Annotated in this window: 11 protein-coding genes and 1 pseudogene; 8 read left to right on the top strand and 4 right to left on the bottom strand. The window is 54.3% G+C overall.

Annotation, left to right across the window (positions count from 1 at the left end):
- Nucleotides 1-18: 18 nt before the first annotated feature.
- The 4 genes and pseudogenes from HH216_RS24850 to HH216_RS24875 form a co-directional block, all read right to left on the bottom strand.
- Nucleotides 19-738, bottom strand: coding sequence for an ATP-binding protein (locus tag HH216_RS24850; protein ID WP_169553608.1), 720 nt, complete (start codon nt 736-738; stop codon nt 19-21).
- A gap of 33 nt (nt 739-771) precedes the next feature.
- Nucleotides 772-4,728 carry a CheR family methyltransferase gene (locus HH216_RS26420; protein WP_408641815.1) on the bottom strand — a complete coding sequence of 1,319 codons (3,957 nt, stop codon included), beginning with the start codon at nt 4,726-4,728 and terminating at the stop codon, nt 772-774.
- A pseudogene (locus HH216_RS27010) lies at nt 4,717-5,246 on the bottom strand (chemotaxis protein CheB); the annotation flags it as partial. The pseudogene HH216_RS27010 and the gene HH216_RS26420, both read right to left, overlap by 12 nt.
- A 4-nt stretch (nt 5,247-5,250) precedes the next feature.
- Nucleotides 5,251-6,348 carry a chemotaxis protein CheB gene (locus HH216_RS24875; protein ID WP_169553609.1) on the bottom strand — a complete coding sequence of 366 codons (1,098 nt, stop codon included), beginning with the start codon at nt 6,346-6,348 and terminating at the stop codon, nt 5,251-5,253.
- A gap of 473 nt (nt 6,349-6,821) precedes the next feature.
- Between HH216_RS24875 and HH216_RS24880 the strand changes: the two genes are divergently transcribed.
- From HH216_RS24880 to HH216_RS24915, 8 genes are all read left to right on the top strand, one after another.
- The gene (locus HH216_RS24880; RefSeq protein ID WP_169553610.1) at nt 6,822-7,748 is read left to right on the top strand and encodes a DUF937 domain-containing protein; all 927 of its coding nucleotides are present in this window, start codon (nt 6,822-6,824) and stop codon (nt 7,746-7,748) included.
- Complete coding sequence (locus HH216_RS24885) at nt 7,727-8,095, top strand: OmpA family protein (RefSeq protein ID WP_169553611.1); 369 nt, start codon at nt 7,727-7,729, stop codon at nt 8,093-8,095. The genes HH216_RS24880 and HH216_RS24885 overlap by 22 nt, the downstream gene beginning before the upstream one ends.
- A complete protein-coding gene (locus HH216_RS24890; protein ID WP_169553612.1) occupies nt 8,086-8,535 on the top strand; it encodes an OmpA family protein in 450 nt (149 codons plus the stop codon). The genes HH216_RS24885 and HH216_RS24890 overlap by 10 nt, the downstream gene beginning before the upstream one ends.
- A gap of 408 nt (nt 8,536-8,943) precedes the next feature.
- Complete coding sequence (locus tag HH216_RS24895; protein ID WP_169553613.1) at nt 8,944-9,981, top strand: YrzE family protein; 1,038 nt, start codon at nt 8,944-8,946, stop codon at nt 9,979-9,981.
- Nucleotides 9,982-10,202: 221 nt separating this feature from the next.
- On the top strand, nt 10,203-10,673 hold the full coding sequence (locus tag HH216_RS24900; protein WP_169553614.1) for a YsnF/AvaK domain-containing protein: 471 nt from the start codon (nt 10,203-10,205) through the stop codon (nt 10,671-10,673).
- Between the two features lie 84 nt (nt 10,674-10,757).
- On the top strand, nt 10,758-11,612 hold the full coding sequence (locus HH216_RS24905) for a YsnF/AvaK domain-containing protein (protein ID WP_169553615.1): 855 nt from the start codon (nt 10,758-10,760) through the stop codon (nt 11,610-11,612).
- A gap of 189 nt (nt 11,613-11,801) precedes the next feature.
- The gene (locus HH216_RS24910) at nt 11,802-12,764 is read left to right on the top strand and encodes a sterol desaturase family protein (protein ID WP_169553616.1); all 963 of its coding nucleotides are present in this window, start codon (nt 11,802-11,804) and stop codon (nt 12,762-12,764) included.
- Between the two features lie 24 nt (nt 12,765-12,788).
- Nucleotides 12,789-13,052: a hypothetical protein gene (locus HH216_RS24915; protein WP_169553617.1), complete on the top strand. Its 264-nt coding sequence runs from the start codon at nt 12,789-12,791 to the stop codon at nt 13,050-13,052.
- The last annotated feature ends 261 nt before the right edge of the window (nt 13,053-13,313 follow it).

The raw sequence follows: 13,313 nt of genomic DNA on the forward strand, positions 1-13,313 counted from the left end.
ACTTCGTTACTGACAGACTTACTCCGCCTGCGCGTTCGTCAGCAGTTGGTTTAACCGGTGGGTGGCAGCATTCACATTCCGGCTTATCATGTCCCGGTATTTTGCCTGATCATCGGCTGTAATCACTTTTTGTAACAAGCTGGTTGCTGTGGTTATGATTCCCAAGTAATTGTGCATATCGTGGGCAACCTGATGTAGTTGACTCACGCGTTGATTGTTTTTCTGCTGGAGCCTGTCAAGCGCGGCTTGAAGGATTTTCACCTGTCCGTCGGCCCTCGTTTGCCGTAACTGATCGACCGGTAGCACTACACTTGCATTGACTAATTTCACCAATTGACGTAGCTGGCTATAGGCCAGTACAATAATGCCAGGACGAGTTTGGGGATACTCCTTCAGAAAATCCTGGATTTCTGTATCCAGACCGGTGTAAAAGTTGTCGAACTCCGTCAGCAGATTCTCCAGGGAATAACTGTAGTGCCAGCGGTGAATCTGGTGTTGACATAGGCTGTCCACCAGCTCATTTTCCTGGTTCTCCCCCGCAATACCTCGCGTAAAAAAAGTTAGCAAGAGCGGCAGTAAACCGGCTAGTTCCTCCCCGGACAAATGGGCACCCTCTTGAAGGGCTTCATCCGGGGCGCATGTCATCCGCCAGTAATTCAGAATGATTTCCTGATGCGCAGCTAGGTAGGCGGCTAACTGCTTGCGCTGTAGGTTGAAATCATTAGTTGAGCTAGTCATAACTGAATCAAATCAAGTGAATGGCGATGAGGGTCATGATGCAGAACGGATTTCCGGCGGAACAATAGAAACCAGCAACTGAGTCAGCGTCTCCAGCTCGACCGGTTTGACCAGGTGCCCGTCGAAACCAGCCTCCTGACTCAGCCGTTTGTCGTCGGCCTGCCCGTAGCCTGTCAGCGCGATCAGGATCAGGCTGCGGCCCCAGTCCTGTTGCCGAATCAGACGGGCCGTTTCGTAGCCATCCAGGTCGGGCATACCAATGTCGAGCAGCACAACATCCGGCTGTTCCTGCTCGACAGCTGCTATTGCCTGCTCACCGCTGTAGCGTACATCAACGGTATAGCCGCTTACTTCCAGTAGCATGGCAAACGAGTCAGCTGCGTCCTGGTTATCGTCTACGACTAGGATACGTTGTTTCGTTGTGGCCGATTCGACAGGGATTGGCTGGGCAGCCGAACCTTCGTTGATACCGGATAAGACAGGCAAATAAACCAGGAATTCGCTACCTTGCCCAAGTCCCGGGCTTCGGGCTTCCACCCACCCCCCGTGCAGCTCAACCAGTCGTTTGACCAGCGTCAGGCCCAGCCCCAGCCCACCCTGCGTACGGTCCAGTGAATTAGTAACCTGTGCAAACAACTCGAAAATACGCTCCAACTGATCATCCGCCAGCCCGATACCGTTGTCGCTAACCCGCAGACGGGCCATTACGTCTGCCCCCTGATTTACCTGGTCTAACCTAACCCAAACGTGCCCCCCTTCGGAAGAATAGCGGGCTCCGTTGGTCAGCAGGTTGGTTATAACCTGCGTCAGCCGAGTACCATCACCCAGCAAATAGATGGGTTCATCCGGCCCGGAAACCGACAAATCGATCTGGCGCTGTGCATAAAGGGGAAGCAGGACCGCTGAGACCTCCTGCATCAGTGTGTTCAGGTCGAGTGGCTCTAGCCGTAACGTAATCTTTCCCCGGTTAATCCGGCTCACATCCAGTAAGTCATCGACCAGGCGAACCAAGTGATCGACCTGGCGATTCATCATGGTAATGGCCGCGCTCATCGTTTCGTTCTGACCGGCACTTAGGCCCAGCGTCTGCAGGGTATTGCGGACGGGAGCCAGCGGGTTGCGCAGTTCGTGGGCGAGCATGGCCAGAAACTCATCTTTCCGCTGGTCCGATTCCCGCAGGGCTTCTTCCGCCCGTTTGCGCTTATCAATATCGAACATTACGCCACTCATGTGGGCTGCGCTACCGCCCGTATGCTCCACTACACGCCCGTAACCGCTCATCCACCGCTGCGAGCCGTCGTCCAGCACAGCGCAGAACTCCGCATCAAACACACCCCGACTGGCAATGGCCTCCTGCAACTGGCGGCTAATCCGTTCCCGGTCATCAGGGTGCACGTGGGTAAAGTAGACGCTTGGGCTGATAGGATTAGGCTGGGGCTCCATGCCAAACAGCCGGAAGTGCTGCTCGTTCCAGACGACTTCATTGGTGATCAGATTCCAGTCCCAGGTGCCCATCCGGGCAGCTTCGATGGTGAGCCGGAAGCGTTTCTCCGACTCGCGCAGGGCTGCTTCGGCGGCCTTGCGCTCGGTGATGTTGCGGGCTACACTCGACACGCCCATGACCTGTCCCTGAAGATCTTTCACCGGTGAGAGTACAACTTCCAGCGTCAAAGCCTGACCATCCTTAGCGATTCGAACGGTTTCGTAGGTTTCAACCCGCTGCGACTGTTTGATTTTTTCAGCCAGATTCAAGACCTCACTCAGGCCCTGGGGTAGCGTCAGCATGCCGAGCGACTGCCCAATGGCTTCGGCGGCAGAGTAGCCATACAGGATTTCGGAAGCTTTGTTCCAACTGGTGATCGTCCCCTCGAAATTGACAGTGATGACCGAGTCCTGCGATGATTCGACAATAGAAGCCAGAAAATAGTTGGCTTCTTCAACCACCTTGCGCTGGGTGATGTCGACGAAGGTCAGCACAATGCCGTTGATACGGTCGTCGGTTGTTCGGTAGGGAAGCACACGCATCATGTACACGCGCTCATCGGTCGTTTGCACCTCCCGCTCCAGGGGCTGGAGTGTTGCCAGTACCCGTTCCATATCTCCCTGCAAATAGGGATAAACTAATCGGTTGGTAATGTCGGTCAGCGACCGGCCGAAATCCGTCGAAATCAGGTTGAAAATAGTCCGCGTGGCCGGCGTAAACAGGTTAACCCGTAAACGGCGATCCAGAAACAGGGTAGCCATGTCGGTCGAGTTAATCAGGTTCTGCAGGTTGTCGCCCACCAGTGAAAGCTCTTCCACTTTTATTTTCAGTTCCTGATTGACCGTCGACAGCTCCTCGTTAATCGACTGAAGCTCTTCCTTACTGGTTTCCAGCTCTTCGGCCGATGACCGTAATTCCTCGTTGATGGCCTGCAGTTCTTCGTTTGTCGCCTTGAGTTCTTCGGCCTGCAGTTCGTGGTGCTCGTTGGCCGAACGTAACTGCGTTTTAGTCCGAATCAATTCTTCCTCCAGGTGATGGGCAATGGGTTCGACCGACGTTAGCACCCGGTCTGGCTCGCCAGCCTCCTCGGTAGTAGGCTCAAAGAGGACCACCATAAATCCCCGGGCTGGATTGCTCCGGGCTGGATTGCCCCGGGCTGGATTACCCTCGCCAATGACCGGGCGTATGTGGAGCGTCAGCGTCTGAATTTGATTCTCTAGGCGAAGTTTGAGCTGACGCACGGCTACATCCGATTGCTGCTGGCTGGCCTGGTAGAAAGCCGTGCGCAGTTCCAGCCGCAATTCGGGTCGGATGAGTTTAAGCAGGTTTTTGGAAGGCTCCCCATCGCTAATCTGCAGGTAAAGCCCCGCCCGTCCGGATACGTTCAGGATATCATATTCGGCGTTCACAAGGATCGATGGGGGCGCGTACTGATTCAGTAACTGCTGGTGCAACTCACTGTAATTCAGCCGTACGTCTGGATATTCGTCTTCCCGGGGTGCCGGTTCAGGTAAGGATTTCCGTTGGGAGGTCAGCAACGAACCCGTTTCGGTTACGGGAAGTAAAGGCGTCGTTAAGGAGCGACTTTGAAACAGGTGCTGTTCCCGATTCACCGGCGCAAACAGATCGCTGGTTCCATCGGTGGTTTCGGCCAGCCCCAGCAACAGGTAGCCGCCGGGACGTAAGGCAAAGTGAATTGTTTTCAGCACCCGTTGCTGGGCCGTCTGATTCAGGTAGATGAGCAAGTTGCGGCAGCTCACCAGGTCCAGCCGGGAAAAAGGTGGGTCTTTGAGTACGTTGTGATAAGCAAACAGGATCATCTCCCGAATCTCCCGACAAATGCGGTACTGCTCACCTTCCTGGGTGAAAAAGCGACGCAGCCGCTCGGGCGATACGTCGGCGGCATCATTAATGGTGTAAAGCCCTTCGCGCGCGACAGCAATGGCCGTCTGATCGATGTCGGTAGCGAAAATCTGCACATGCGGAGCATCAAGAATATCCAGGGTATGCTCAGCGAATAACATGGCCAGTGAGTAGGCCTCTTCGCCTGTTGCACAACCGGCCACCCATATACGCAGGGTGTTATTTCCCTCTTTTGCTTGGGTTAGCAGCGGGATCACCTGCTGCTCCAGGGTAGTAAAGACGGACTTGTCGCGAAAAAAATTAGTAACTGAAATCAACAGATCGTTGAGCAGCGACTGCGTTTCCTCGGGATGCTCCCGCAAAAAGACGACGTACTCCGGCAGGCCCGGCAGGTTGCGGACATTGATTCGACGCTCCAGCCGGCGCAGCAGCGTGGGGCGCTTATAATTGGAAAAGTCGTGGCCTGTGCGCTGGCGTAGTTGCGTAAGTACGTCGCGCAGGGCCTGCTGCTGATTTTCTGCATCCAGCTGGGGTTCCAGGCCAATGGTATCCCGATTTTGCGCGTAGGTCAGCAGCCGGGCCGGAATCTGGGCCACGGGCAGAATGTCGTCCACCAGCCCGGTAGCAATGGCATGGCGGGGCATTTCGTTGAAGGCAGCCTCGCGGGGGCTCTGCACAAAAGCCGCCCCACCTTCTTCCTTGATTCGCTTGAGGCCCATGGAGCCATTGGCACCCGTGCCCGACAGGATAACCGCTACAGCTTGGAAGCCGTGAGACTTGGCCAGGGTGCGAAAAAAAATATCCACCGGTGCCCGCCGGTCTTCAATGTGTGCATTGGGTAAGACGACGATGTCCCCATCCGCCATTTTCAAGTGTTTATCGGGGGGACTACGTAAATATGATTGGCAGCGACCGCCACTCGTTCTTCCACCCGGATAGCAGGAATGCTGGCCACACTTTGCAGAATTTGGGTAAGCTGGCTATCATAATCGGGGGAGAGGTGTAAAATAACGACGTAGGCCAGGTTGGAGTCGGCGGTAACCTGCTCAAAAAACTGGGTCAGTGCTTCCACACCACCCGCTGAGCAGCCGATGCCGACAATCAGGGGCTGAACCGGAAGGGTCTTTTTGGTTTTTTTTGAGGCTGTTATTTTCTTGCTCACCGGATTACATTGGTCGGGTTATGAGTGGTGTGTTGGCAGGATGCAGTTCCTGAAACCGGTCGTCGCTGGTTGTGCCGGTTGCCTGATGGGCGAGACTGTCAAGACTCAATGGCTCGTGCGAACGGATGGCCTGACGGATGATTTCTCCCCGCCGGAGAGCCTCCTGAGCTTTCTGGAAATAAGTACCGGCCTGCTTCGGTTGATTAGCGTCGGCCAGTTTGTCGCCCAACCGGTTAAGTAGAATCACGCTTTCGTCTACCCCGCGGACCGCTCCGTAAAGGTTGTCCTCGATTTGCTCCGTTATGGCTGCCAGCAGCGTGTCGACCGAGTAGGCATGGCCGGTATGGCAGCGAAAGCGGGCCAGGGGGCCTTCCTTAATTTGCGTCAGTACACCGTGACACTCCGGGCACGCGTAGCGGGTGGGTTGACCGTACTCGGACAGGTTCAACCCTAAAGCCGTCTCGTCGGCTGCGATGCGAATTTCTGTTTTTATTTTCTGATTCTCTTCCATAGAAACCTGTGGCGTTTCTGAAACATCTTCGCCGACTAACTGGACCAGTTGCGTCGCTAACTGGGCTACGGGAAGCACATAATCGATGGCTACCTGACGAATGGCATTCTCAGGCATGGCCGCTACCAGGGCCTCCTGGGGGTCCTGCACCAGGGCCAGACCTCCCCGGTGTTTAATGGCCCAAAGACCCGCTGTTCCGTCGTCGAGTGCCCCGGATAAAAGTACCCCAATCACTCGGTTTCCGTAGGCGTAGGCGGCTGAACGAAACAGCGGATCGATGGCGGGCCGAAATCGGTTTTCCTTGGGGCCATGAGTGATGCGGATGTGGCCGTTTTCAACCAACATATGGTGATCGGGCGGGGCTACATAAATGCGATTAGTCTGGACAGGCTCGTTGTCGTAGGCGTGAGCGGCTGGAATGGCCGTAAATCGACTCAATAGCTGGGGGAGTATCCCGTGCACGGTGGGAGCCATGTGCCAGACGATAAAAATGGCTGCGTCCAGATCGGTGGGTAAGCAGGCAATAAAATGCTGAAAAGCTTCAATACCACCAGCCGATGCACCCATAACAATAATATTCCGTTTTTCCATACGATGAGTACATGTTAGTAACTCGGCTACCGTAACCGATTACAATTCATCCTTCATTCACTTACCCAATCCGAAGTAACCTTCTCGTGAAGATACTGAAACCGTATTGGAAAGAATGCCTTCGAAAGAGCCAGAGAGTGGGTTCGTAAAAGTCAACCATTCGTTCGGTCTATTTGCAGACCAGCTAATTCATCAAAACTTTATTCATCAGGAAACGGCTGCAACTTCGGTTATCTATCAGGTATACGGCTACAGAGCATCAGGTCGGGTGCTGACGGGCATCATAGTTTTTCACTAACGGGTACCTCTACTTTTGCGCTTCACGGCTATCCGTACGCTTCACGGCTATCCGGCTAGTCAACAAAATCTTGCATCAATTCAGAAATCGCCTGATTTGTCTACTCCCATTCCAAAAAGGTGTTTGACGGCTAAACGACCCGCCTGAATCCGCAATCAATACACAACAATTACGTATGGCAACGCTACCACTGGACCATCTGCGGTCTATTTTTAACCCGTCAGCGGTTAATGAACTGGCCCGCAGTCTGAATGAAAATAAGGCAACGACCCAAAAAGCAATTGATGGACTACTGCCCACTGTTACGGCGGGGGTTATGAACCGGGTAACAGACAGAGAGGGGTCTAACGTACTGTATCAGCTGTTAAAGAATACGCCTTTTGCCACCGAACCAACCATTAGCGAACTGGTGGATACCAGCAGCGAACGGCAGAAAGCCGCCGAGTCGGGCAACGATCTGCTCAGGAAATTATACGACCAGCGGGTTCACCAGGTCGCGCAGGAAACAAGTCGGTATAGTGGCGTGAGTCTGGGGTCGGCTACTACCCTGACGGGGCTGGTTGCTTCGGTGATGATGGGCTTTTTGCACCGACAGGTCGTGAGCAACGATATGACCGAAGCACAACTGGTCGCCATGCTCAACAGTGGAGTCGATGCTACCCGGTCGGTCACACCGGTTGTGTTTGGCCTTCCACTGGCCTGGTTCATTGGTACGGCTTATACGGCCCCCACACCAGCGGTTCCCGTTCGGGAGAACCTAACACTGGGAAGTGGACTATTGTGGTGGCAATGGTTGCTGATCGCTTTGGGCCTGATTCTGCTAATTCTGTTATTGCTACGAGCCTGCAACCCTTATAGAACTACTACTGCTGAAGAGACAAACCAGCCAGCAGTGACTGCATCGACCGATTCGCTGACCAGCAATCTGGACGGTAACGGGGCGGATTCGGGCCTGGCTGCCGTACCCGACGTAAAAGTGGGCGTTGATCTGCCGGGTGGGCGAAAAGTAAACGTGGCCGAACGCTCCTTCAATTACGCTCTGATTCAGTATCTGGCCGCCAAAGACGGCCAATACCCCGGGTGTTTGCGTTCGATAACCTAACCTTTGAACCCGGTTCGGCCCGCATCACGGCGGATTCCCGACCCAACGTAAACGATCTGATCCAGATCATGCAGGCGTACCCTTCGCTCCATATCCGCGTGGAAGGCAATACGGATAACACCGGCACCAACGCTCAGAATGACGCCCTGTCCGGCGAACGGGCTGAAGCGGTCAAAGAGGCCCTGGTTGCCGGTGGTATCGAGCCGAATCGTGTGGCTACACGGGAACGGGGTGATACCATGCCGGTAGCAACCAACCAAACGGCGACCGGTCGCGAACAAAACCGCCGGATCGACGTAGTCGTTCTGGGCGTGACTGCCCCCCCGCCGGGCCGAACGTGCGTGTAGCGGTCGATGCCCCCGGTGGACGTAAACTCCTGCTGACCGACAAAGCCTTTACCTATCAGCTAGCCCGCTACCTGGCTACAAAAGGCAGCCGACCCAACAAATCGTTTCTCTTCGATGAACTCCGATTTGCCACGAACACCGCGCGAATTACCCCCGATGCCCAGGCTGAGGTAACTGATTTAGCTCAGATCATGAAAACGTACCCGGCCCTGCATATCCGTGTTGTGGGTTATACGGACAGCGTCGGGCCTGAGTCCGTCAACAAACCGCTTTCAGCGGCCCGCGCCAGTTTCGTCAAACAGGCACTGGTTGAAGCAGGCATTGGTGCCAACCGAATTACGACCAGCAATGAGGGGCAGGATGAACCTATTGCGACCAATCAGACGGCCAAAGGACGACGGCGAAACCGGCGCGTCGAGATCGTTGTGACGCAGTTGTAATAAACGTTCTTCTACTTCTGTATCAGAAGCAGGAGAACGGTACAGACAAGACGAAGCTGCCCGGCAGCGTAGGCCGTTGCTGCCGGAAACAACCCTGCTAGGGCACCACTATCGGTTAGGTATTGAGCAGGTGATTAAATGACATCCATCATAGCCCATAGTGACAACCCTCATAGACTTACTTACCTGCAGGAACTAGCTTTGCTACTTCCTGTTCCCGTTCGGATGACGGATAGCCGGGGGACTGTGTTGGCTGTTCATTGCCTCATCTTATTTACAGATACGATCCTGCCGGCACCCGTTACTGCTGATTTGACTAATAGGTGTCAATGCATCCAATGCCGTGAAGTGGCCAATGACAGCGTGGCTTCGTTTTGCTGTCTTACTCAACTGAATAATCAATACGTTATGGAAAGAACAGTAGTATACCCCGATAGCCCGACCCGAACGGGCTTTATGAAACGGATTTCCTGGAGTGCCGTTTTCGCCGGTGTGCTGGTAGCCATTGTAACCCAAATTCTCCTGACCCTGCTGGGTTTGGGCATCGGTCTGGGCACGATTGACCCCGTTGAAGAGCGCAACCCGATGGCCGGTCTGGGCATCGGCAGTGCCATCTGGTACATCATCAGCAGCTTGCTATCGCTGTTTATCGGCGGCTGGGTGGCCGGTCGGCTGGCCAGTACGCCCCGCTCATTCGACGGCATGATTCACGGCGTACTGACCTGGTGCCTGGTTACGCTGCTGACCATCTATTTCCTGACTACTACGCTGGGCAGCATCATCGGTGGCGTAGGTCGGCTGGTGGGCGGCATCGTTAAAACCGCAGGTACGGGCATTGCCGCTGTCGCACCCGGCATCGGCGACGCCGTTCAGGATCAGCTTCAGGCAAACGGGGTCGATCTGGACAACATGAACCTGACAGATCTGAAAAACGAAGTCAACGCTGCACTTCGGCAGACGGGCGATCCGGCCCTGAACCCCAACACGCTGGAGCGCAAAGCCAATCAGGCGGCTGATCAGGCCGGCAATGCCGCCGACCGGGCCGCAGCTAACCCGCAAGCGGCCGACGACGTGGCCGGTAACCTGTTCAGCCGGCTCTTCAAGCAAGGACAGGCTACGGTCAATCAGGTTGACCGGGAGGACGCCATAAATGTGGTCATGAAGCGGACTGGTAAAAGCCGGGCCGAATCAGAACAAATTGTCGACAACTGGATCAGTACGTATCAGAAGACGGCCGCGCAGCTTAAGAAAACCACCGCAGAAGCGGGCAACAGGGCCCGTCACATCGCCGACGATGCGGCTTCGGCCGCGTCGAAAGCTGCCATCTACGGCTTTTTCGGGCTATTGATTGGCGTAGTCGCGTCGGGCTTTGGTGCCAAACTGGGCACCGATTCCAAAGACGACTACACTGCGTACGACCGTCCGATTCAGGAAACGGTACGATAGAGAAAGAAAGCCTGTTGAGAGCGTGTTTGGCCCAGCTTCCTGGAAACAACAGGAACCGGAAACAAAAACCGGAAACAGGATGAGCACCTACCCAGCCTAATTTCTCTTCTCAATAGCTGTCAGCCAGGTATGTATCTCACCGGGAGACCGATTGTCATTCTGTCCCGATCATACCCAAATTTTAGGCTATCGACTCCACGCAGTTTGTTGCCGCTTCCGCTATGATTCCCCAGAAACCAACCGATGAACAGGGTAACGAAGCGCTGCCCCCCGCTGACCCGACGATTCCATTCCAGAACAGCGAGGCCGTGTTTTTGACCATTCCACTGATTAGCGAACAGCTTCAGGTCAACAAACAGGTTGTTGAAACGGGCCGGGTGACGCTTACCAAAACGGTTCAATCGCACGAGCAGACCGTCCAGATTCCCCTGCTTCGGGAAGAGGTAGTGGTCGAGCGGGTAGCCGTCGATCAACTTGTCGATGAGGCACCCGCCGTGCGGCAGGAAGGCGACACGACGATTTATCCGGTACTCAGCGAGGAGATTATCGTGCTGAAACGACTGCGGCTGGTAGAAGAAATCCGGGTTACCCGGCGGCAGTCTGAAACGACCGATACGCAGACGGTTTCGCTCCGGCAGGAAGCGATAACTATTGTGCGCACGGCCTTACCCCCAACTGAACGCTCCGAGTAGGCCGCTGATGCGGTCAACGCGTCGGCTTACTCGTCGTTATAGATTACCCCAACTCATTTCTTACCAGTAAAAACAACTTTACGTATGGCACTTACAGTCATTGGCGTTTTCGATAACGCATCCGAAGCCCGGCAAGCCGTTGAAAACCTGGTTAATGCGGGCTTTACCCGTCAGAATATCGATCTGTCACTCCGCTCAGATACATCGGCCACTTACGGCGATACCACATCGACCCAATACGCAACCCGCACCGACGCCGATAATGATTCAGGCAGCGGTATCGGTAATTTTTTCAGTTCGCTCTTTGGCAGCGACGACGATGACGCGAACCGGTACGCCCGGGCCACCGAAAGCGGTTCGCTGGTGACGGTTCACGCCCAGACGGAAGACGAAGCCGAAAAAGCGGCTGATGTGCTGGATGAGGCCGGTGCCATCAACGTCAACGAACGGACGCCGGTAGCGGATAGCCTGACCCGCGAACCCAGTGCATCGATGGGGGCCGCTTTTCTGGATACGGATCAGCCGGCAGGCGATCAGACCATCAAAGTAATTGAGGAAAATCTGGAGGTCGGCAAACGCACCGTCGAAACGGGTGGTGTGCGGCTTCGCAGCCGGATCGTGGCCAAGCCCGTCGAAGAAAGTATTCGCCTGCGCGAAGAACGGGTTACCGTGCAGCGTAACGCGGTGAACCGCCCGGCTACGGCTACCGACCTGGATGCCTTCAAAGAAGGACAGATCGAGCTGACCGAGCATCAGGAGGTACCCGTAGTATCGAAAACGGCAACGGTAGTCGAAGAAATCTCGGTGGGTAAGAACGTAACCGAGCGCGATGAAGTAGTCCGGGACACGGTTCGCAAAACCGAAGTAGACATTGATGATACGACCGATACGACCAAGCCCCGGCTCGACGGCGACGACGTGACGTATTCAACGAAGTAGTCGACGCGACTGACAACTCCTGAAATGGCCGGAAAAGGCTGTTTCAGGAGTTGGCTTGTCTGGTCAAATCAGAATGCATTATAAGATTGATAAATAGTCTGTTTGCTACGTTGCCAATGCTCTGGTAAAGAGAGCGTACCCGGTAAAAACCCAGACGAAGCAACTCAGCGATGATACCTTCTCCTACGTATGCAAGAAGCCTTATTTGGTGCGCCGGTTATTCCACTGGAGCAACTCTGGACCGTCGAGAAAGCCGCGCCGAATCTGATTATCTGGGCTGCGCCGATCATGTTTTTACTAACGGGCGTCGAAATGTTGATTACCTATCTTCAGGAGAAACCGTACTACAATCGGCAGGAAACAATCGGGTCTACGCTGGTAGGAATCGGCTCCGTCGTCATTGGCACCGGCCTGAAGTTCGGCCTGCTGTATGGTGTTGTCTGGGTCTATAACCTGCTTCCCTGGCGCATAGCGCTTGCCTGGTGGACGTTCATCCCCTGCTACGTTATTTTTGACTTTTTCAGCTACTGGGCCCACCGTATCTCCCACGAACGCCGGTTCTGGTGGACGACCCACGTGGTGCATCATTCAAGCGAACATTATAACCTGACGGTGTCTTTCCGGCTAAGCTGGATACAGAACCTGAAGGTCATTTTCTTTCTGCCCGTAGCGCTGATTGGATTTCATCCTGTTGTTTTCTTTACCGTCAGTCAGGTCGCGGTTCTGTTTCAGTTCTGGGTGCATACCGAATACATCCGTCGATTGCCCCGATGGGTCGAGTTTATCTTCGCTACGCCGTCGAATCACCGGGTTCACCACGGATCACAGGAAAAATACATCGACAAAAACTACGGGGCGACATTTATTTTCTGGGACCGCCTGCTGGGTACGTATGAGCCGGAAGAAGAAGCGCCCATCTACGGCATCACCACGAACATCGGCAACAAAGCCAACCCGATTCACATCAACTTTCACGAGTTCATTGACATGGTGAATGACGTAAAAAAAGCCCATGGACTACGGCAGAAGCTGTTTTATTTCTACGGCAGTCCCATTGCCGTAGCGCTAAAAAAGCAGCAGTTGGCCCAGCAAACCGATGATTCGATGGACAACTGCCTTGAACAGCCGATGGAAACTATAGACCAGTCCTAATCTAGTTTTACCAATTAAAATACTATGGACAGCGAAGACCGAGAAGACATCATCCGGGCCAAACAGGCCATTTCGCCCAACGGGCTGGAAAACCAGTCGGCCGAAGGGCACAGTGACGTGGGTAGCGAACAACCTATCAGCGATTTACCCGACGAGAAACTACCTAATGACGATTTGAGAACTAGATACACGGACGGCCCCGACGAGCCGGGTGAAAACGTGCGGGTAATGAACCCCAATCGTAACCCGAATGACAAGCCAACCATCGATAAACCAGCCTATGATTAGGTCGGTGGACCGCAAAAACAAACTCAAGTTTAAACTCAACGTATATGAAAACTGTAATTATTGCCGCCAGTTTTGTACTGATGGCCAGCATCACCCAGGCCCGGGACGTACCAGTTGAGGCCGACAAAAAGCTGTATACCGATTTCAGTAAGACAAAACATACACTTGGGCATCGCAGGTAGCTAATAAGCTTGATCCGTGCTTTTGTTTCCTGAACGCCCTGAAACCGAAACAGTGCATTCACAACGCAGTTAGTTTAGA

Source organism: Spirosoma rhododendri (assembly GCF_012849055.1).
GTDB lineage: Bacteria > Bacteroidota > Bacteroidia > Cytophagales > Spirosomataceae > Spirosoma > Spirosoma rhododendri.